This is a genomic window from Nocardia sp. CDC153 (genome assembly GCF_035818515.1).
In the GTDB taxonomy this organism is placed as follows: Bacteria; Actinomycetota; Actinomycetes; order Mycobacteriales; family Mycobacteriaceae; genus Nocardia.
On record NZ_JAYKYU010000007.1, the window covers coordinates 330,282 to 348,774 of the forward strand.

The following is an 18,493-nucleotide window of genomic DNA, read 5'->3' on the forward strand; positions in this document are numbered from 1 at the left end:
CCCTCTCCGACCAGATTTCGAACCTCCAGGTAAGCAACCCCACGCGAACGTGCGGTCTTCCCGAGGCTACCGATCCGGCACACCATCGATGGCAGCGCGCTGCACCAGTCCATCGAAATCGGAGGAGTACCAATCCATGTCCGAGAACCGATCCGTCACCGTCATCGGCCTGGGCCCGATGGGGCGCGCCATGGTCACGTCGTTCCTGAAGGCGGGGGTCGAGGTCACCGTCTGGAACCGCAGCCCCGAGAAGGCCGACGCCATGGTCGAACTCGGCGCGAAGAAGGCCGCGACCGTCGCCGAGGCCATCGACGCCAACGAGGTGATCGTGCTGAGCCTCACCCACTACGCGGCCATGTACGACGTGCTGGGTCCGGCCGCGGAGCACCTGCGCGGCAAGGTGATCGCCAACCTCTCGTCGGATTCGCCGGAGAAGGCCCGCGCGGGCGGCGCCTGGGTGCGCGCACGCGGTGCCGAATTCCTGTCCGGCGGCGTCATGTCGGCGGGCGACAATATCGAGCATCCGGCCTCGTACATCTTCTACAGCGGTCCGCGGGAGATCTTCGACGCGCACGCCGAACTGCTGCGTCCGCTGAGCCCGCAGGAGTACCTGGGCACCGACGATGGTCTGGCGCAGGTCTTCTACCAGGGTCTGCTCACCATCTTCCACCCCTGGCTGCTGGCCTTCGACCAGGCCACGGCCATGATCGCCCGCTCCGGCCACGACATCGCGCAGTTCGTGCCGTTCGCGGTGCGGTCGAATGCCGCCTTCCCGTACTTCATGGAGCAGTTCGCGGTGGAGAACCAGAACGGCGGCTGGGCCGATGTGGCCGGGCTGAAGATGATGGACGCGGGCGCGCAGCACATCATCGACGCCAGCGAGGAGGTGGGTGTGGACGCCACCCTCTCGCACACGGCGCAGGCGTTCTGGCGCCGGGCGGTGTCCGCCAGCGCGGGCGCGGGCAAGGCGGTCTCGACCTTCGAGATCATGGGCGCGGTGCCCGAGCGCGCCTGAGCCGAATCAGGCGCTCTCGGAACCGATTCGCGGAAAGGGTGTGGTGGAGAAAATGATCTCCACCGGCACCTCGAAGTACTGCGCGAGCCGCAGCGCCAGGTGCAGGCTCGGGCTGTACTCGCCCCGTTCGAGATAGCCGACGGTCTGGTAGTGGACCCCCAGCGCCTCGGCGAGTTCCCGGCGCGAGATGCCGCGCTCGGCACGCAGCATCGCGATCCGGTTGTAGATGACCTCGCTAGTAGGCACGCTGCATGGCCTTCTCGCGGCGGGCCGCCACCGAGGACCCCGATTCCCGACGGGCCATGCGGCGCAACACGATCGGGGCCACCGCGATGCCCAGCACCGCCCACGCGCCCAGCACCGCGACGGTCTCGAGATGCCGCCAGGAGTGGCTCAGCTCCACCACCGCCGCGCTGTCGGGCAGCATGGCCGAGCGCATGCCCAGACCCATCCAATAGATCGGGAAGACCTGCGCCACCGCCTGCAACCAGCCCGGCAAGCCGGTGATCGGGTAGAAGATTCCGGAGATCGCCACGACACCCATGATGGGGAACGAGACGAAGCCGACGCTGCGCGGGCTGTCGAACAGCGAGCCGACGATCGCGCCCAGCGGCAGGCAGGCCAGCAGACCCAGCACCAGGACACCGATCAGGGTGACCCAGGAGCCGACGCTGTCCAGGCTCACGCCGCCGATGGCGATCAGGCCGAAACCGAGGATCAACAGCACCTGCACCAGGGTGACCCCGGAGACCGCGGTGACCTTCCCGATCAGATAGCCCAGCATCCCGTTGGGAGTCGCCTTGGCGCGCAACAGGGTTCCGTCCTCCCGGTCCAGCGCCAGCCCCTGGGCCACGCCGAACATGCCGGTGAACGCCACCAGCATGCCCAGAACGCTGGGCAGCGCCAGCGTGCCCAGCCCGACGCCGGTGCCCTGGAAACTGCCGTGCCGCATGAAGAACACCGCGACCATGGTGGCCACCGGCCAGAAGAACTGCGAGAACACGTCCATGCCATTGGTGAGGGTCTGGACGAGTTCGATGCGGCCGCGCCGGAATCCGGCCCGCACCGCGACCGAGGTGGGATTGGTGAGTGCCGCGGTTCTCATCGGACCATCTCCTCCAGGCTGTGCAATTCGGTATCGCCTTGGCCGGATTCGAACCGCCGCACCAGGGTCATATAGGTGTCCTCGAGCGAGGCGCGGCGCACCTCCAACTCCTCGACCGACTCCCCGAACTGCTGGAAAAGCTCGTAGACGAACTTGGTGGACTCGGTGGTGGTGTGCACGAAGCGCTGCCCGTCGCGGGTCCACTTCACCTCGGCCTCACCGGCGATGCGGCGGGAGAGCTGATCGGCCGAGCCGTCGGCGATGATGCGCCCGCCCGCCAGGATGAGGATGCGGTCGGCCAGCTTCTCGGCCTCGTCCAGGTCGTGGGTGGTGAGCAGGATGGTGGTGTGCTGGTCGTCGGCGAGCCGGTGCACCAGATCGTGGAACTCGCGGCGGGCCTGCGGATCGAAACCGGCGGTCGGCTCGTCCAGGAACAGCAGCTCGGGGCGGCCGACAATGCCGATGGCCACGTCCAGGCGGCGGCGCTGACCGCCGGACAGCGTCATGGCCTTGGCGTCGGCGTGCTCGGTGAGACCGACCGCGGCGATGAGTTCGTCGGTGTCCCAGGGCCGTTGGATCTCGGCGGTGGAGTACGGCGCGTAGAACATGCCCAGGTACTGCAGCAGTTCGCGCACCCGCCACTTGCCGTGATCGCGCCAGGACTGCAACACCACGCCCAGCCGGGCCCGCCACGCCTCGTCGCCGTGTGCCGGATCGGTGCCCAGCACCGCGACCCGCCCCGCCGAGCGCATGCGGAAGCCCTCGAGGATCTCGATGGTGGTGGTCTTGCCCGCGCCGTTCGGGCCGAGCAGCGTCAGCACCTCGCCGCGGTGCGCCTGGAACGTGACGTCCTGGAGCACATCGCGAGTGCCGTAGCGCATTCGTAAGTTCTCGACGTCGAGTACGACGCCTTCGCCGACCGCCATGAAACCCCTCCGTAGTAGAAGCCGGATCATATGTAGCATACCTACTACATTTTGACGGGTTCAAGCTATTTTCGGGGGACGAAAAAGGGCCCGGCTCGAAGTGAGCCGGGCCCTTCCGATCAGCGATTCAGCGCGTGCAGAGGAATTCGATCGCGGCCGCGTAGCCCTGGATTCCCATGCCCGCGATCACGGCCGTGGCGATGGGGGAGACGTAGGAGTGATGCCGGAACTCCTCGCGGGCATGCACATTGCTGATGTGCACCTCGACGATCGGCACCTCGGGAATGACCAGCGCGTCCCGCAGCGCCACCGAGGTGTGGGTCAGTCCACCCGGGTTGATGACGATCCCGGACTCCATTCCGCGCGCCGAATGGATCCGGTCGATCAGCGCCCCTTCGTGATTGGACTGGAACGCCACGATCTCCCGATCGAAGCGCGCCGCGGTCTTGCGACACAGCTCCACCACGTCGTCGAGGGTGTCCGCCCCGTAGACCTCGGGCTGGCGGGTGCCGAGCATGTTCAGGTTCGGGCCGTTGAGCACCAGGATCGGGGCGGTTGCGGGCATGCGCACACTCTACGACTACAGGCCCTGCGGTCCCTCGGCGCGCAGGTCGTCGACTTTGCGCATGGCCGAGCGCAATTCCTCGAGCCACTCCTCGGCGTGCTTGCCCGCCAGCTTGACCGTCCAGGCCAGGGCGTCGGAGCGGGAGCGGGCCACGCCGGAGTCGACCAGGGTGTCGAGCACCTTGCGCTCGGGCTGGCGCAGCCGGGTCATGACCGGAACGGCCAGGTGGGTGAACATGATTCGCTCGCCATCGACCGTGACGCCCCAGGCCACATTGCGGCCGTAGCGGGCCTGGGCCTCCTGGGCGATCTGCATGCGGGCGGGGCGGGTGGTCTCCCGGAAGCGGGCGATGACGCCCTCGCGGGTGGCCTGCGGGACCCCGGCGGGAGCATCCTCTGCGGGGGCGTCGGCGGCGGGTTCGGCTGTGGGGAGGGGGAGTTCGCCGACCACGACGATCTCGTCGCGATCGATCTCGAGGGTTGCGGGACCGGTGAACCAGTCGGCTGGCAATCGTCCAGCGAACCAGTCCGGAGCGTCCGACGCGTCGGGAAGGTCGGCTTGTTGCCAGCCGCCGGTGCGCCCGAAACCGTGTCCACGATGTCCGTGTCTCATGTTGGTCACTCTCACTTGCTGCATGGAGTTGTAATACTGATTACAACGTTACGTCGGTATGGGCCGAGTGGATTCCGCTCTGGGAGAACGCGGTTCGCGTGCTTCGAACCGAATGGTCCGAATGACTGGCACCAGTGAGAACCGAACGGTCTTCAGAGTCTCGAATACGCCAGGCCCGTAACCGACCGGTGATCATGTAAGTGGTCACTGCTGACCGATTTCGGCACTATGGTGGTGCTCAGAACAAGCACGCCTGGTGGAATGGTGGAGCCGTGGGCCGTCGGCGCGCGGTACCGTGGACCTGTTGCTGATGTGGCCAGAGTGAAGAGTGGGCGATATGGATGTGTGGGGATCCCGCCGCTTCCGGGTACGGGGTGCGATCGCACTCGCGGGCGTGGCGGCCGTCGCGATCGCGATGGGGTCGTGTGGGGTTCGGGAGCGGTCGACGGGTGCGGAAGCGGTGGTCGAGAAGTTCACCACGCTGATCGACAAGAAGGACTACGACGGTGCGTCGCGGCTCACCTCGTACCCGGCGGGCGCTTCGGCAACGCTGAAGCAAGTTTTCGAGGGCCTCGATCCGGGCAAGCCCGACTACCGCAAGACCCAGTACATCGAACTGGACGGTACGACCGGACTCTTCTCCATGACCGGCGCCTGGAACTTCGGTGAGAAGCGGGACTGGAAATTCGACCTGCAGGGCACCGTGCGCAAACTCAGTGTGGGCTGGCGCATCTCGTGGGATCCGGCCCTGGTCATGCCCCAGCTGGACGCCAAGCGCTCGGCCAAACTGGTCCGCACCTTCGCCCAGCCCTCGCCCAAGGTGAACGACATCGTGGGCGCGCCGCTCATGGCCGAGCAGACCATCAATGTGGTCAAGCTGGACCCGGCCAAGATCACCGACCCGGTCGCCTCCACCAACGCGCTGGCCGCGGCCATCGCGCCGGTCGCCCCGCTCATCGACGGACCGGCTCTGATGCAACAGCTTTCGGCCGCGCAGGGCAAACCCATCGTCGCGGTCAATCTGCGCGACGGTGACTTCAATATCCTCGAGCCGCGCATGGCCCCCATCCCCGGCGTGGTGATGGAAAAGCAGCCCAAGCTCATCTCCACCGACCGTCGGGTCTGGTCGCCGCTGCTGGACGCGTTCACCAAGGTGTGGCAGGACAATCGGGATCAGCACTCCGGCTGGGGCGTTCAGCTCTTCGAACCGGACGGCAAATTCGTCACCCAGCTGGCCGGGGAGCAGGGCCCGCCCGGACCGGACATCCCCGCCACCATGGATCAGCGCCTGCAGCGCGCCGCCGAGGACGCGGTGGTGAGCACCGGCGCGCCGACCTCGATCGTGGCCATCCAGCCCTCCAGCGGGGCCGTGGTCGCCGCCGCGCAGAACAGTCAGGCCAGTGAGCGCGGCAATGTCGCCTTCACCGGGCTGTATCCGGTCGGCGGCATGATCGAGCTGTTCAAGAATGTCGCGGCGGTCACCAAGAACAAAGCGCCGCAGGATGTTTCGGTCGGGGATGCCGCGGACGCGGCCAGCCTGCTGGGCATCGGCATCGACTTCAAGGTGCCGGGTCTGGACGAGACCACCGGACGCCTGCCCACCGGCAAGAACGCCGCCGAGAACGTGGGCCGCGGCAATGCCGCCGACTCGCTGCTGGCCAGCCCGTGGGGCATGGCCATCGCGGCGGCCGCCATCGCCAATGGCCAGGTGCCCAAGCCCATGATCACCATTGGCCAGCCCGCCACCACCGAGGCCGATCTGGCCGCCCTGCCCGGCGGCGCCACCGACCGGCTGCGCGCCATGCTGCGCGACGGGGTGGGCGCGCCGGAAATGGTGAGCCTCAACCGGTATCGCGATGTCCAGGCCTTCGGGGCCACCACCGGCAACAATGGCTGGCTCATGGCCACGATGGGTGATCTGGCCTTCGCCATCCACATCGACGATCCCGACAGCGGCGACCTCACCGCGCGGGTGGCGGCGCGACTGCTGCAGTCGCTGGCCTCGCCGGACTAGATCGGCCTAGCGGGCGCGCAGGATCTGAACGGCCGCCCGCCAGCCGACCAGGAACAGGGCCAGGAAGGTCGCGGCCACCAGGAAGAAGCTGAGGGCGACGCCCTGACCGGACACCGCACGTAACAGCATGCCGCCGATCAGGGTGCTCAGCCAGACGATGACGCCGGTCGGCCACACGCCGCGGGCGTCGAAACGCTTTGCCGCGCTGATGCCTTCCCGCCCCGAGGCCACCGCCACCGCGATCACCCAGCCCAGCACGAGCCCGGTGCCGAACGGCCAGAACGTCCGCAGCAGCCCCGCCCCGAGCACGGCCTCGTCATGACTGCGTCGCCCGAGCACGCAGAAGACGATCACGAGCACGACATCCGCGGCGAAGGGCACCAGTTTCCTCACGCGCCACAGGGTAACGGGCGCTCTCGGCGCGTCTGTGCAGGGACACTGCACCCTGTTCGGTCAGGCGGCGCTACCGTCGGGGTTCGCGGGGGGAGTCGCGCGGCGGCGGTCGGTGACCAGTGTGTTGCCGCGCTCCTCGAATTCCTTCTCGTATTCGGCGTCGTCGGCTTGGGGCTTGCGGAACAGGAACAGGAAGACGATCCAGCCGACGATGGCGACCAGGATGAAGCTGATCAGGCGGTACAGGAAGGCCGCGGCGACGGCTTGGGCGGCGGGCAGACCGGCCGCCGCGGAGAGCGAGTAGATGAGGGTGGCGTCCACGTAGACGATGCCGCCCGGGGCCAAAGGAATGGTGCCCACGGCCTTTCCGGCCGCGAAGGCCAGCATGAGCCCGGCCCACCGCGGATCCGCGCCGACCGCGTAGCAGGCGGCGCCCAGGCAGGCGACGTCGGCGAGCCGGTGCACCAGCGCCCATACGATCACCCACGCGCCGTCGCGTTTGCCCAGGTCCACCGATTCCAGCTGGGCCAGGATCTCGCCCACCTTGTCCATGCCGGTGTCGGCGGGCCGGTGCCGAATCCGATTGACCCGGGCCAGAATCCGCCGCGTCACCGCCTCGATGCCGCCCGGATGCCGGGACAGATAGTTGAAGGCCCAGACCAGCACGGCCACCACGCCGAGGGTGAGGATCACCTTGAGCGGCCCGACCTGGTCACCGGACAACACCGTGCCGAAGAAGCCGAGCAGGGTCAGCCCGGCCGCCGCCACCACCCCCGACATCACCAACTGCCAGGACGCCACGATCGGACTCGCGCCCCAGCGCCGGGTCTGGCGGTAGGTGAAGGCCGCCGAGAACACCTGGCCCGCGGGCAGGGTCAGCGACATGCCGGTCGCGCCGTAGACCACCGCCACCGATTTGCGCTGACTCACCTCCACGCCGCCGGCGTTCAACAGCTGTTTCTGGATGCGGCCGAAACCGCTCATGGACAGCGCGGCCATGAAGACGCAGGCGGCGACCCAACCCCAATGGATTTCGGTGAGGTTCTTCCAGGATTCGTGCAGGCGCGGATAGAGATATATGCCCTCGGATATCAGCAGTGCCGCGAGCGCGGCGCCGAGAACCCATTTGGCCCACCAGAACCTGCCACGGTGCGAGTTATTCGCGGCTGGCGTGGGATCTCCCGCCAGCTCCCCATGGGCCGTCACGTCGTCAGCCTAACGAACTCGCCGCCGCCTCGTCTGCATCAGTCGGGTCGGCGCTTTCCAATGGCCAGGCCAAACGGGTTTTCCGGCGGCGGCCGCGCAGCTGCACCTCTTCACCGGTCTGCCAATGTCGCTGCTCGTTCTCGTCGGCGAAAAACAGGGCGCTCGAGGAGGTCAGCACCCGTTCGGGACGGTCCTTGGCGAGTTCGGTGAGGCGGGAGGCCTCGTTCACCGGATCGCCGATCACCGTGTATTCGAAACGATTCGCGCCACCGATATTCCCGGCGACGGCCAGCCCGGCCGAGACGCCGATGCCGATATCCAGCCCGGCCACCTCGCGCAGGGCTTCGCGCAGCTCACGCGCGGCGGCCAGGGCCGCGGTCGGGGCGTCCGGGCGGTCCAGCGGCGCGCCGAAGATGGCCAGCGCGGCATCGCCCATGAATTTGTTGATGAGCCCGTGATGGCGGTCGATGACGTCCACCACGACGCGGAAGAACTCATTGAGCAGGCTGACCACTTCGGTGGGCGGGCGTTCCGCGGCGGTAGCGGTGGAACCGACCATATCCACGAACAACACGGCCACGAATCGGGTTTCACCGCCGAGTTCGGTGCCGTACTCGAGGGCGCGGATCGCGACGTCCTCACCGACGTGGCGACCGAACAATTCCTGCAGTTCGCGGCGTTTCGCGGCCTCACCCATCATGCGGTTGAAGCCAACCTGCAGCAGTCCGATTTCCGAACCGTCGAAAACTTCCACCTGCACATCCCGCGCGCCTTCCTGCACCCGGTCGATGGCCTGGCTGAGCTGGCGGATCGGATCGGAAATGGAGGAGCCGGTGAGCATGGAAAGCGCCAGCGCCTGCATGATCACCACACCGCACAGCAGCAGAATCGAGACGGCCAGCGACTGCGCGGAAAACTGGACGCGAGAAGAAATCTGGGTGACGCACAGCAGCACGATGGCAATGGTCGGCGCGAAGGTGCCCATGCCCCAGGTCATGGCCATGCGGGTGCCGACGCCCGCGGTCAGGGTGTGGTCGAAGGCGCCCGTGGTCAGGGCCTCGGCCGCGACCGGGCGCAGAATGCGCTCACCGAGCATGTAGGTGAAGCCGAAAACGATGGTGGCGGCCATACATTCGGTCACGATCACCGCCGCCGCCAGCTCGGGTGTGCGCACGATGATCAACGACGCCAGCACGCCACCGCCGACCAGCCACAACACCAGATGCACGATGGCCTGCCGCAAGGGCGCGTGCAAGGCCGCCATCTGCTCCTGCCGCGACGGCGGTCCACCCCGCATCTGCCACCGCATGACCGGCCGCAGCATGAACGCCGACGCGCCCACACTCAACAGCCCCCCGATCAAGAACACCAGCCCGGGAATCAACAACCCCGTCTGCCGAGTCGCGCTGGTCTCCCCCTCCGGAACCGGCAACCCGTATTGAATGAACGCCCACACCAGCACAGCGCCGAACGCGTTGGCCGCGAGCATGGAAGCTAAGTACAGCGGCCAACGCGTCTTCATGGTCTGTTTGACCGCTTCCAGAGGCGCCGACACGATCACCAATCTAGCGGTCCCGGGGGTTCAGCCGAGGATCGGGAAGTTGGCGCGGAAGACACCGCGGGGGTCTCGCGAGCGCTTCAGCGTTCGGAGTCGGGTCAGGGTGGCGGCGTCGAAGACAGCGGCGGGGGTGTCGCCGGGGGAGAGCAGGGTGTAGGGCTTGTGGCCGGTGATTCGGGCTCCCAGATCGGCGATGATGCGCTTCTGGGTGGCGTGGGCGGCGGTGATGGCGTCCGGGTCGGAGCCGATGGCCTGCAGGGCCACGGCATAGGTCTCGGTGAAGGCGGGGGTCGCGCCTCGGGTGGGGGCGGCGAGAGCGCCGCCCAGGTGCCGGAGTTGGACGCCGAACAGGGGATCGATCGGTGCGTGCAGCAGGATTTCGGTGGCGGTGGCGTCCAGGGTGGTGAGCAGTTCGGTGCGGAGCAGGCCGGGTGCGGGGTCGGTGGGTTCGGGGACGATGGCGCCGACCTCGGCCGGGGACAGCTCCCGGCGGGTATCGGCGAGCGTGCCGTCGATGGTGTCCAGACGATGCAGCAGTTCCCGCCCGCGGTCCGGTTCGCCCAGGTAGGCGGCCGCGATGGTGACCATCGGGGGCATCTGGGGCAGTTGCAGCCGATTGAGCCAGACGGTGAGCTCGGGCGGTGCCTGGGCGGTGATGTCGAGGAAGGCGTCCCGGACCGCCTCGGTACGCGCGGCGGGCCAGGCGACCGTGCCCCCGAAAAGCGCTGGCGCCGCGTACAACTCGAATTCCATGGCGGTCACCAGCGCGAAATCGCCGCCGCCGCCACACAGTGCCCAGAAGAGCTCCGGGTCGGATTCCGCCGTGACCCGGGCCCGCTGGCCGTCGGCGTCGACGATGTCGAAGGCCCGGACGCTGTCGGCGGCCCAGCCGAATGCGCGGCCGAACCACGACAGGCCGCCGCCGAGGGTGTAGCCGACAACGCTGACCACCGGGGAGCTGCCGGCCAGTCCGGTCAGGCCGTATTGCGCGGCCGCCGCCTGGAGCTCACCCCAATTGGCTCCCGCGCCGACCCGGGCGCGGCGCGTGAGCGGATCCACCTCGACCCGATCGAGTCGGCGCGTGCGCACCAGGATGGCCCCGGCGGTGTCACCGGATGCGCCGTGCCCGTTGGGCTGCGCGGTCACCGACAGGCCCGCGTCGCGGGCATAGCGGACCACGGCGGCCATATCGTCCGCATCCTCGGCGTGCACGACCGCCGCGACCGGCTGGTCCACGGTCAGATTCCACGGCGTCCGCGCGGCCTCGAATGCGGCGTCGCCGGGCAGCAGTACTCGTCCGCGCACGGCGGAGCGCAAGGTGTTGTGTGACATGAGGATTCCCTTCGTTACTGAATGACCGGCTCGGTGGCCGGGGAGATGGGTGTCGGCATCGGGCAGGCCGCCTCGAGGTGGACGGCGGCCCGCAGCGCGCGGAGTTCGGCGAACGGGGCGGTGATCAACTGAACGCCGATGGGCAGACCCTCGGCCGAGACGCCCGCGGGGACCGCGACCGCGGCCAGGGCGAGGTAATCGGTTGCGACCGTGAGCCGGTGCGCCGCGTACATGGTCGCGACCTGCGCGGTGCCGCCCAGGTCGTAGCCGACCGGCCAGGGCAGTTCGGTCGAGACCGGGCCGAGCACGATCGGGTGCTCGGCGAGGAAGCGGGACCAGGCTGCCCGGCGCGTGCGACGCTCACCCAGCGCGGTCGTGTAGCCCGCCGGATCCAGCGGCGGGAACAGCTCGATCGCCGCGTCGAGGAAGACGTTCGCTCCGGCGCTGCCGAAGCGGCGCACGACTTCTCGGCGCTGGGCCACGATCTCGGTGGAGACCAGTCGGCCGTAGTCCGCCGCCACCTCGCGCACCAGCGGCGGATCCCGGTGTGCGACCGGATATCCCGCGCGCTCGAGCGCGTCGGCGCAGCGGAGCACCGCGGCGCGCACCTGGGGATCGAGGTCGTCACCGAGCGTGACGGCGACCGCGGGCGCAGCGGCATCCGCCGTGTCCCGCACCGGAATCCATCCGGGCTCGCGCACGTCGGCGCTGTCGCGCAGGACCTCGAAGGCGGTCGCGAGATCACGCACGCTGCGCGCCACCGGCCCCGGTGCCGCGAACAATTGGCTGGTCGGCGCGGGTGCGGCCCCGGGCAGGCTGGCGGCCACCGCCACCCGGCCGGGCGTGGTGCGCAGCGCGGCGACCCCGCAGAACGCGGCGGGTATCCGCAGCGAGCCGCCGAAATCGGTGCCCAGGCCCAGCGGTGTCAGGCCCGCCGCCACCGCGGCGGCGTCACCTCCGCTCGACCCGCCCGGACTGCGGGTCGGATACCACGGATTCACCGTCGGACCCGACGCGTCGTTGTCGGTGTGCCAGCGAGTGGCGAAGTCCGCCACGTTCGTTCGCCCGATGACGATCGCCCCGGCGCGCCGCAGCGCCGCCACCGCGGGCGCGTCCGCCGTCGCGACCGCGCGTCCGAGGGCCGCCACGCCCCGGGTGGTCGGGCGGCCCGCCACCTCGAGGTCGTGCTCGACGGTGACCGGAACCCCGTGCAGCGGCCCGATCGGGGCCCGGCGGTCGGCCGCGGCCGCCTCCGCCCGGGCGGCCTCGGCGAATACCGTGGTGAGCGCGCCGATTTCGGAGTCGATCCGCGCGATGCGGTCGAGATGTGCCTCGACGACCTCGACCGCCGTGGCCGTCCCCTCGGCGATCAGCGCCGCCAACGAGACCGCGTCCCGCGTCCACAGCGCGCCGCTCATCGCGATGCCCGCCGAGCGGTGTCGACCAGCGTGTTCATAAGTCGCTCACCGGTTTTCGCGGCGCAGCAGCAGCGCGCCACTGGCGGCCACCATGGCGGCGGTGAGGCCGTGCACGCCCAGGGCGGTGGCGGTGGAGCCGCGGCGCATCAAGATGGTGAGCATGTCGCCGGTCGGAATGAGGGCGAGGGCGAGTGTGGTGACGCCGAGCGCGCGGCGCTGCCCGGTCGCGAACAGGGCGAACGGGATCACGCCGGTGACGACATCGCGAACGCCCTTGACGTTGAGAAAGCCCTCGGCTTCACCGTGCGGCCATGCGGTGAAGCCGAAGCCCGGGGCCATGCTTCGCGGGGCGAGCAGATAGCCGCCGCCGACGGACATGATGAACCCGGCTCCCAACAGGGCCCCGGCCGTGCCGAGACGCGTCCCGGATCGGCGGGAATCACGGGCGGAGACAACAGATTCGGTGTTCGAGGGAACCATGAGCACTCCTGGATCGGTGGGATACGCGTCCCGAGCATCCAGTGCGGCTCGTACCGTCCGCTGATAGTCGTTGTCAGCGCTCGGTACGCAGCAATTCGAGCACCGCTCCGTCGGTGAGTCGCGCCCCCGCGAGGAATTCCGCGCTCGAGCGCACCGGCCCGAGCGCGGCCTCCGCCTGGTCCAGCGCCCGCCGGCGGAACGGGCCGACGCGGCTCACCCCGGCCCTGCGGTTGATCCGGTCGGTCGCGCCGAGAATGCGGGCCGCTCGCCCCGGTGCGCCCTGCGCCAGATCGACCAGGGCATAACCGATACCGACCTCGGCCAGCAGCGCCGCCGAGGTCTGGGCGGCCACCTCGCGGGGCCCGGCCAGCTCGCGCAGCGCGTCGTCCGGCCGGTCCGCCGCGACCAGGGTGGCCGCGTACACGGTGCTCACGAAGACCAGGTTCACGAAGCGGACGGTGTCGTGGCGGCCCGCGGGTGGCGGTCCGGCGGGCAGCGGATGTTCGGACATCCGCTGGAACAGCCTCAGCGCGAGGTCGTTGTCGCCGCGCAGGTGGGCCAGGTGCGCCTGCGTCGCGGCCAGGAAGCGGCCGGGCGAGGGGACCATATGCGGTGTGATCGAGCCCTCGGCGTGCTCGAGATGGGTTGCCGCGCTGTGGGTATCGCCGCCCACGAGGTACATCTCCGCCGCGAAGAGGTGCACGCCCACGCGTTCAGCGGCGCCCAGGTCGGGGCTGAGCAGCTCCACGGCGCGGGTGATCAGTGGGCGCGCGCTGTCCAGCCCGAGCATCCGGGTTCGGTAGCTGGCCAGGGAGATCAGGGCGCGGCTGTGCGACCGGGCGTCACCGTGGGCGCCCAGACCGGCCACCGCCGCCTCCAGGGTGGGTAGGGCGCGGGCCGGGTGGTCGCCGCCCAGTTCGTCGAATCCCTTTGCTATCAGCGAGTTTCCGCGCAGCCATGGATCATCGGAGGTGGTGCACTCGGTCAGTAGGCCCTCGTCGTCGCCGAGCAGGTCACGCAGCGCCAGAATGAGGACGAACATCGGGTGCGGGGGCCGCGTCTCGGTGAGGGCCGCGCGGGTCAGACGCTCGAATTGCCCGGTGTCGTCCCGGATTTGCCCCCACCAGATATTGGTGAAGTACGCGGGAAGTTCCTCGGCGTACCGGCAGGCCAGATAGGCCCCGGTGCACCCGGGCGGCGGTGTGTCGCCGACCAGGGCGAGGACCTCGCGGCGGCGGGCGGAGATATCGCCGTGCAGCCCGCGCAGCAGCCAGTACCAGACGAGATTCGCGTAGAGGCGAACCGCGCGCTCACCGTCACCCGCGTCCAGCGCCCACCGCAGCGCGGCGTCGCAATTGCTGTGTTCGACGATCAGCCGGGCAAGCCAATCAGGTTGTGCGGCAGTGCGTAGGCCGGGAATGGCGCTGTCGGTGAAGTCGAGGAAATAGTCGGCGTGGATGCGCGCGACCTCGTCGGCCTCGCCCGCCGCGGTCAATTCCGCTGTCGCATAGGCGCGAATGGTCTCGGCCATGCGGTAGCGCTGTCCGTCGAAGTCCACCAACGACTTCGCCACCAGCGAGTCGACCATGTCGATGGCGTCCGGCCCGCACACCCGGGTGACGGCCGCCAAGCTCGCCCCGCCGGCGAAGACCGAAAACCGCCGGGCTGCCGCGACTTCCGCGGCCGTGAGCAGTTCCCAGCTCCAGGCGATCGCCGCCTGCAAGGTGCGATGGCGCGGGACCGCGTGCCGAGTGCTGTTGGTGAGCAGACGGAATCGATCGGTGAGCCGTGCGCCGAGCTCGGGCAGCGGCAGGCTCCGCAGGCGAGCGGCGGCCAACTCGATGGCCAACGGCATGCCGTCCAGACTGTGCACGATGCCGCGGACGTCCGCGGAATTGCGCTCGGACAGTACGAAATCCGGGAGCACGGCGGTAGCGCGGTCGACGAACAGCCGGACCGCGGGCGAGGCGGTCGCCGCCGCGAAATCCGCGTCGGCCTCGGGCAGGTCCAGGGTGCGGACCGGATACAGACGCTCACCGTCCACACCGAGGGGCTCCCGGGTCGTCGCGAGCACCCGCAACAGCGGCAGCCGTTGCAACAGATCGTCGACCAGGCGCGCGACCGCCGCCACGACATGCTCGCAGTTGTCGAGCACCAACAGCATTCGGCGTCCGGACAGCGTCCGCTCCAGCACCTCGGCCCACTCCGTGGACAGTTCATCGGGTCGCTCGAACCGTGTGAGCGCATTCGCTATCGCCACCCCGACCGCGGTCACGGTCGGCCGGTCGGCCCGTTCCCGTTCGAGTGCGGCCAATTCGACGAAGGCGTAGCCATCCGCCCAGTCCTCGGCGTGCGCCCCGATCGTCTCGGCGGCCAACCGGGTCTTCCCCACACCCCCGGTCCCCGACAGCGTCACCAGCCGGGCCTCGCGCAACGCCCGTCGCACACCCGCCACGTCGGGGCCGCGGCCGACGAAGCTGGTGCGACGCGTGGGCAGCGGCGCGGACACCCGCGGGGTCGCGGCCCGCGCCGCGCTCGGGCGATCGGGAGGTGCGTCCGGGTGAACGTCGGCCAGGTCCGGGTGAACGTCGGCCAGGGCCGAGCGCAGCGCCTCGGCGGGTGTCGTGCCGAGTTCCTCGCGCAACAGGGCCTCGACGCGCTGATACTGCCGCACCGCCTCGGAGGTTCGTCCCGCCGCGGCCAGCGCCCGCACCAGTCGCGCGGCCAGTGTCTCGCGGAACGGATGGGCCGCGAGCTCGGTGTGCAGCTCGCGCACCACCTCACCACCGCGGCCCAGGGCGCGCAGGGCGTCGGCCCGCAGCTCGACCGCATCGAGCCGCAGTTCGGTCAATCGCAGTGCCGCCGCGCGCAATACCTCCGATTCCCCCGCGTCGATCAATGGCTCCCCGCGCCACCGGGCGAGCGCGGCATCGAAACACGCGACGGCGCGTTCGGCCGCCCCGTCGGCGAGCGACGTCCGCCCGGCCTCGATCTCACGCGTGAAAAGATGCACGTCGACGGCCTCGGGCGGCAGGTCGAGCACGTACCCGCCACCGTCGCTGCGCACCATCGGCACCGCGGTGCGCAAGCGACTCACCAAGGTCTGCAAGGCATTACCGGTTCCCGCCGGCGGGTCCTCGCCCCACACCCCGTCCACCAGCCGCCCCGCCGACACCACCCGCCCGGCCTCGAGCGCCAGCAAGCCCAGCAGAGCCCGCACCCGCGGACCCCCGACCGCCGTCCGCGTCCCGTCGGCGGCCGCCACCATCACCGGACCCAACAGCCCTACCTGCATGAATCATCCATCCCGCGTTCGATCCTGCGTGGCGCCCCAGCACGCGTCAACCCGTGCGAACCCGCGATCGATCTCGTCGGTACATGCCTGCGGCCGCTCCGGCCGTTAGGCTCGCCTACGTGAGTGAGGTGCAGGCGGGGTCCGGCAGATCCGGCGAGTCCGGCGGGGTGCGCCGTCGTGATACGGAGGCCGTGCACCCGATCGTGCGGCAGGCCGCGGAGTGGTGTTGGCGGCTGCTCATCATCTTCGCGGCGGTGCTGGCGGTGGCCTACCTGGCGCGGAAGCTGTCGACGGTCACGATTCCGATGTCCATCGCGCTGCTCGGGGCGGCGTTGATGGCGCCGCTGGTGAATTGGATGCAGCGGTTCGGGGTGCCGCGCGCGATCGGCGTGTTCGTGGCGCTGGTCGGGGCGCTCGGACTGCTCGCCGGGATCATGACCTTCGTCGTGGAACAGTTCGTCTCCGGTGTGCCGCAGCTGTCGGACGAGTTCAAGACCTCCGTGCATCAGGTGCAGGACTGGCTGATCAACGGGCCGCCGCACCTGAGCAACGATCAGATCCGCAATGCGGGCGACACCATCGTCAAGTCCATCGAGTCCAACAAGGACGCGCTGACCAACGGGGCGCTCACCACCGCCACGGTCATCACCGAATTCTTCACCGGCGCGTTCCTGACCCTGTTCATCCTGATCTTCTTCCTCTACGGCGGCGATCAGATCTGGGAGTTCGTCACCCGCATCATCCCGACCGCGCACCGGGAACGCGTGCGCACGGCCGGGCGGCTGGGCTTCGGCACCCTCACCGGATTCGTGCGCGCCACCGTCATGGTGGCGGCGGTGGACGCCATCGGTATCGGCGCGGGCCTGGCCATTCTCAGTGTGCCGCTGGCCCTTCCGCTGGCCTCGCTGGTCTTCATCGGCGCGTTCATCCCCATCGTGGGCTCGTTCATCGCGGGCTCGGTGGCGGTGTTCATCGCGCTCATGACCAAGGGCCTGGTGACCGCGCTCATCGTGCTGGGCATCACCATCGCGGTCATGCAGCTGGAAGGCCACGTGCTGCAACCGCTCCTGATGGGCCGTGCCGTGCGCATCCACCCGCTGGCCGTGGTGCTCGCCATCGCCGCGGGCGTGGTGCTGGCCGGGCTGGCGGGCGGTCTGCTCGCGGTGCCGTTCGTGGCGGTGCTCAATACCGCCATCCGCTCGCTGCTGGCCGATTCGCCGGAAGAGGCCTACCAGGACCTGCACACCGGCGATCCGCACGAGCCCATGTTCCACGCCGATCCGGACGATCCCAACGAGCTGCGTCCGAGGGTCCCCGCGGACGATCATCGGGCCCCGAAGCCTCCCGGCAGCACCGTGCTGCCGAAGACCGACACCGATGACGCCGGGGACTGACACCGATCCCGACTGGGCCGCCTCCGCGCCGCTGTGGCGCGCCGTGCAGGCCTTTCGGCTGGTCACCCTGCTGTACGCGGTGGGCCAGCAGATCGCCTCGGTGCCGCATTACACCAATCAGCGGCTGAGCTGGTTCCTCATCGCCATCATGGTGGTGTGGTCGGGCATCTCGGCGGTGCTGTTGTCGCAGTGGCGGATTCGCCACCACCCCCGGGTGCGCACCGCCGTCGTCCTCGGCGACCACGTGGTGGTCATCGCGTTGATCTTCGCGACCCGGCTGGTCGCGCCCTACGACTGGTATCACGGCCACCAAACCCTGCCCACCACGCTGTGGGCCGCCAATGCCGTGGTGTCCGCGGCGATTCTGCGCGGACCGCTCGGCGGCATCTGCTCGGGGCTGTTGATCTCGGGCGCGGTCATCACCGCGCGCGCCCAATGGGACTTCGACGTCTGGCGCGACGCCACCCTGCCGGTGCTCATCTCGGTCGGGCTGGCGCTGGGCCTGGCCTCGAACACCGCCCGCCGCGCGCACTCCCAACTGCAGCGCGCCGTCCGACTCACCGCGGCCGCCCAGGAACGCGAACGCCTGGCGCGCGAGGTGCACGACGGGGTGCTCCAGGTGCTCAGCTACATCAAGCGCCGCGGCACCGAGATCGGCGGCCCCACCGCCGAATTGGCGCAACGCGCGGGCGAGCAGGAGGTGGCGCTGCGGGTGCTCATCTCCGAACAGGGGCGACGCCCCGATCCCGGTGGTGCGGAAGAGGATCTGCGCCCGCTGCTGACCGCGCAGGCCACCCCGTCGGTCTTCGTCTCCACCCCAGGCGAGCCGGTCCCGCTGGGCCGCTGGGAGGCCCGCGAGGTCGCCGCCGCCGTGGCCGCCGCCCTGGCCAATGTGGTGCAGCACGCCGGGCCGGGCGCGAAAGCCTATGTGCTGCTGGAGGATACCGGCGACGAGCTGATCGTGAGCGTGCGCGACGACGGCCCCGGCATCCCGCCCGGGCGGCTGGTGGAGGCGGAAGGTCAAGGGCGCATGGGTGTTTCGCGATCGATCGTCGGCCGCATCGCCGCCCTCGGCGGCACCGCGCAGCTGTTGTTCGAGGCGACCCCGGTCGAGGGCGAGGAAGGCGCGGGCGCGGAATGGGAGTTCCGGGTGCCGCGCCGACGGCGGCAGTGAAACCGC

General features: G+C 69.7%; 16 protein-coding genes. 4 read left to right on the plus strand and 12 right to left on the minus strand.

The window, feature by feature from the left end; all coding sequences use genetic code 11:
- The first annotated feature begins 88 nt into the window (after nt 1–88).
- Nucleotides 89–1,015 (plus strand): NAD(P)-dependent oxidoreductase, encoded by a 927-nt coding sequence (locus tag VMT65_RS34730; protein WP_326312899.1) that lies wholly within the window; start codon nt 89–91, stop codon nt 1,013–1,015.
- A gap of 6 nt (nt 1,016–1,021) precedes the next feature.
- Here the strand turns inward: VMT65_RS34730 and VMT65_RS34735 are convergent, their stop codons facing one another.
- The 5 genes from VMT65_RS34735 to VMT65_RS34755 all read right to left on the minus strand — a co-directional run bounded on the left by VMT65_RS34735 (nt 1,022) and on the right by VMT65_RS34755 (nt 4,223).
- Complete coding sequence (locus VMT65_RS34735) at nt 1,022–1,261, minus strand: helix-turn-helix transcriptional regulator (RefSeq protein WP_442790359.1); 240 nt, start codon at nt 1,259–1,261, stop codon at nt 1,022–1,024.
- Complete coding sequence (locus VMT65_RS34740; protein ID WP_326312900.1) at nt 1,251–2,120, minus strand: ABC transporter permease; 870 nt, start codon at nt 2,118–2,120, stop codon at nt 1,251–1,253. The genes VMT65_RS34735 and VMT65_RS34740 overlap by 11 nt, the downstream gene beginning before the upstream one ends.
- The gene (locus tag VMT65_RS34745; protein ID WP_326312901.1) at nt 2,117–3,046 is read right to left on the minus strand and encodes an ABC transporter ATP-binding protein; all 930 of its coding nucleotides are present in this window, start codon (nt 3,044–3,046) and stop codon (nt 2,117–2,119) included. Before VMT65_RS34745 ends, VMT65_RS34740 begins: the two co-directional genes overlap by 4 nt.
- Nucleotides 3,047–3,173: 127 nt before the next feature.
- Nucleotides 3,174–3,611, minus strand: coding sequence for a type II 3-dehydroquinate dehydratase (aroQ, locus tag VMT65_RS34750; protein WP_326312902.1), 438 nt, complete (start codon nt 3,609–3,611; stop codon nt 3,174–3,176).
- 15 nt (nt 3,612–3,626) lie between these two features.
- Nucleotides 3,627–4,223: a hypothetical protein gene (locus VMT65_RS34755; RefSeq protein WP_326312903.1), complete on the minus strand. Its 597-nt coding sequence runs from the start codon at nt 4,221–4,223 to the stop codon at nt 3,627–3,629.
- A gap of 337 nt (nt 4,224–4,560) precedes the next feature.
- On the opposite strand from VMT65_RS34755, the gene VMT65_RS34760 reads away from it, so the two are divergent.
- On the plus strand, nt 4,561–6,237 hold the full coding sequence (locus VMT65_RS34760) for an NTF2-like N-terminal transpeptidase domain-containing protein (protein ID WP_326312904.1): 1,677 nt from the start codon (nt 4,561–4,563) through the stop codon (nt 6,235–6,237).
- 6 nt (nt 6,238–6,243) lie between these two features.
- Here VMT65_RS34760 and VMT65_RS34765 read toward each other — a convergent pair whose 3' ends face one another.
- The 7 genes from VMT65_RS34765 to VMT65_RS34795 form a co-directional block, all read right to left on the minus strand.
- Entirely contained in the window at nt 6,244–6,630 is a 387-nt protein-coding gene (locus VMT65_RS34765; protein WP_326312905.1) for a DUF3054 domain-containing protein, read from the minus strand.
- 60 nt (nt 6,631–6,690) lie between these two features.
- Nucleotides 6,691–7,836 carry a lysylphosphatidylglycerol synthase transmembrane domain-containing protein gene (locus VMT65_RS34770; protein ID WP_326312906.1) on the minus strand — a complete coding sequence of 382 codons (1,146 nt, stop codon included), beginning with the start codon at nt 7,834–7,836 and terminating at the stop codon, nt 6,691–6,693.
- A 4-nt stretch (nt 7,837–7,840) separates the two neighbouring features.
- Nucleotides 7,841–9,358 carry an adenylate/guanylate cyclase domain-containing protein gene (locus VMT65_RS34775; RefSeq protein ID WP_326312989.1) on the minus strand — a complete coding sequence of 506 codons (1,518 nt, stop codon included), beginning with the start codon at nt 9,356–9,358 and terminating at the stop codon, nt 7,841–7,843.
- Between the two features lie 60 nt (nt 9,359–9,418).
- Nucleotides 9,419–10,726: an FAD-binding oxidoreductase gene (locus VMT65_RS34780; protein ID WP_326312907.1), complete on the minus strand. Its 1,308-nt coding sequence runs from the start codon at nt 10,724–10,726 to the stop codon at nt 9,419–9,421.
- Nucleotides 10,727–10,740: 14 nt separating this feature from the next.
- Nucleotides 10,741–12,144 (minus strand): amidase family protein, encoded by a 1,404-nt coding sequence (locus VMT65_RS34785; protein ID WP_326312908.1) that lies wholly within the window; start codon nt 12,142–12,144, stop codon nt 10,741–10,743.
- Nucleotides 12,145–12,189: 45 nt separating this feature from the next.
- A complete protein-coding gene (locus VMT65_RS34790; protein ID WP_326312909.1) occupies nt 12,190–12,624 on the minus strand; it encodes a DUF4267 domain-containing protein in 435 nt (144 codons plus the stop codon).
- Nucleotides 12,625–12,697: 73 nt separating this feature from the next.
- On the minus strand, nt 12,698–15,919 hold the full coding sequence (locus tag VMT65_RS34795) for a BTAD domain-containing putative transcriptional regulator (RefSeq protein ID WP_326312910.1): 3,222 nt from the start codon (nt 15,917–15,919) through the stop codon (nt 12,698–12,700).
- A 191-nt stretch (nt 15,920–16,110) separates the two neighbouring features.
- On the opposite strand from VMT65_RS34795, the gene VMT65_RS34800 reads away from it, so the two are divergent.
- Together VMT65_RS34800 and macS are read left to right on the plus strand one after the other, a co-directional pair.
- Nucleotides 16,111–17,313, plus strand: coding sequence for an AI-2E family transporter (locus VMT65_RS34800; RefSeq protein ID WP_326312990.1), 1,203 nt, complete (start codon nt 16,111–16,113; stop codon nt 17,311–17,313).
- Nucleotides 17,297–18,487 carry a MacS family sensor histidine kinase gene (gene macS / locus VMT65_RS34805; RefSeq protein ID WP_326312911.1) on the plus strand — a complete coding sequence of 397 codons (1,191 nt, stop codon included), beginning with the start codon at nt 17,297–17,299 and terminating at the stop codon, nt 18,485–18,487. The genes VMT65_RS34800 and macS overlap by 17 nt, the downstream gene beginning before the upstream one ends.
- Nucleotides 18,488–18,493: the final 6 nt, after the last annotated feature.

What these genes read in the sequence shown, in the direction of transcription:
- VMT65_RS34730 (WP_326312899.1), top strand. Translation starts at nt 89, where the DNA reads ATGGCAGCGCGCTGCACCAGTCCATCGAAATCGGAGGAGTACCAATCC.
- VMT65_RS34740 (WP_326312900.1), bottom strand. Translation starts at nt 2,120, where the DNA reads ATGAGAACCGCGGCACTCACCAATCCCACCTCGGTCGCGGTGCGGGCC.
- VMT65_RS34745 (WP_326312901.1), bottom strand. Translation starts at nt 3,046, where the DNA reads ATGGCGGTCGGCGAAGGCGTCGTACTCGACGTCGAGAACTTACGAATG.
- aroQ (WP_326312902.1), bottom strand. Translation starts at nt 3,611, where the DNA reads ATGCCCGCAACCGCCCCGATCCTGGTGCTCAACGGCCCGAACCTGAAC.
- VMT65_RS34755 (WP_326312903.1), bottom strand. Translation starts at nt 4,223, where the DNA reads ATGAGACACGGACATCGTGGACACGGTTTCGGGCGCACCGGCGGCTGG.
- VMT65_RS34760 (WP_326312904.1), top strand. Translation starts at nt 4,561, where the DNA reads ATGGATGTGTGGGGATCCCGCCGCTTCCGGGTACGGGGTGCGATCGCA.
- VMT65_RS34775 (WP_326312989.1), bottom strand. Translation starts at nt 9,358, where the DNA reads ATGAAGACGCGTTGGCCGCTGTACTTAGCTTCCATGCTCGCGGCCAAC.
- VMT65_RS34780 (WP_326312907.1), bottom strand. Translation starts at nt 10,726, where the DNA reads ATGTCACACAACACCTTGCGCTCCGCCGTGCGCGGACGAGTACTGCTG.
- VMT65_RS34785 (WP_326312908.1), bottom strand. Translation starts at nt 12,144, where the DNA reads ATGAGCGGCGCGCTGTGGACGCGGGACGCGGTCTCGTTGGCGGCGCTG.
- VMT65_RS34790 (WP_326312909.1), bottom strand. Translation starts at nt 12,624, where the DNA reads ATGGTTCCCTCGAACACCGAATCTGTTGTCTCCGCCCGTGATTCCCGC.
- VMT65_RS34795 (WP_326312910.1), bottom strand. Translation starts at nt 15,919, where the DNA reads ATGCAGGTAGGGCTGTTGGGTCCGGTGATGGTGGCGGCCGCCGACGGG.
- macS (WP_326312911.1), top strand. Translation starts at nt 17,297, where the DNA reads ATGACGCCGGGGACTGACACCGATCCCGACTGGGCCGCCTCCGCGCCG.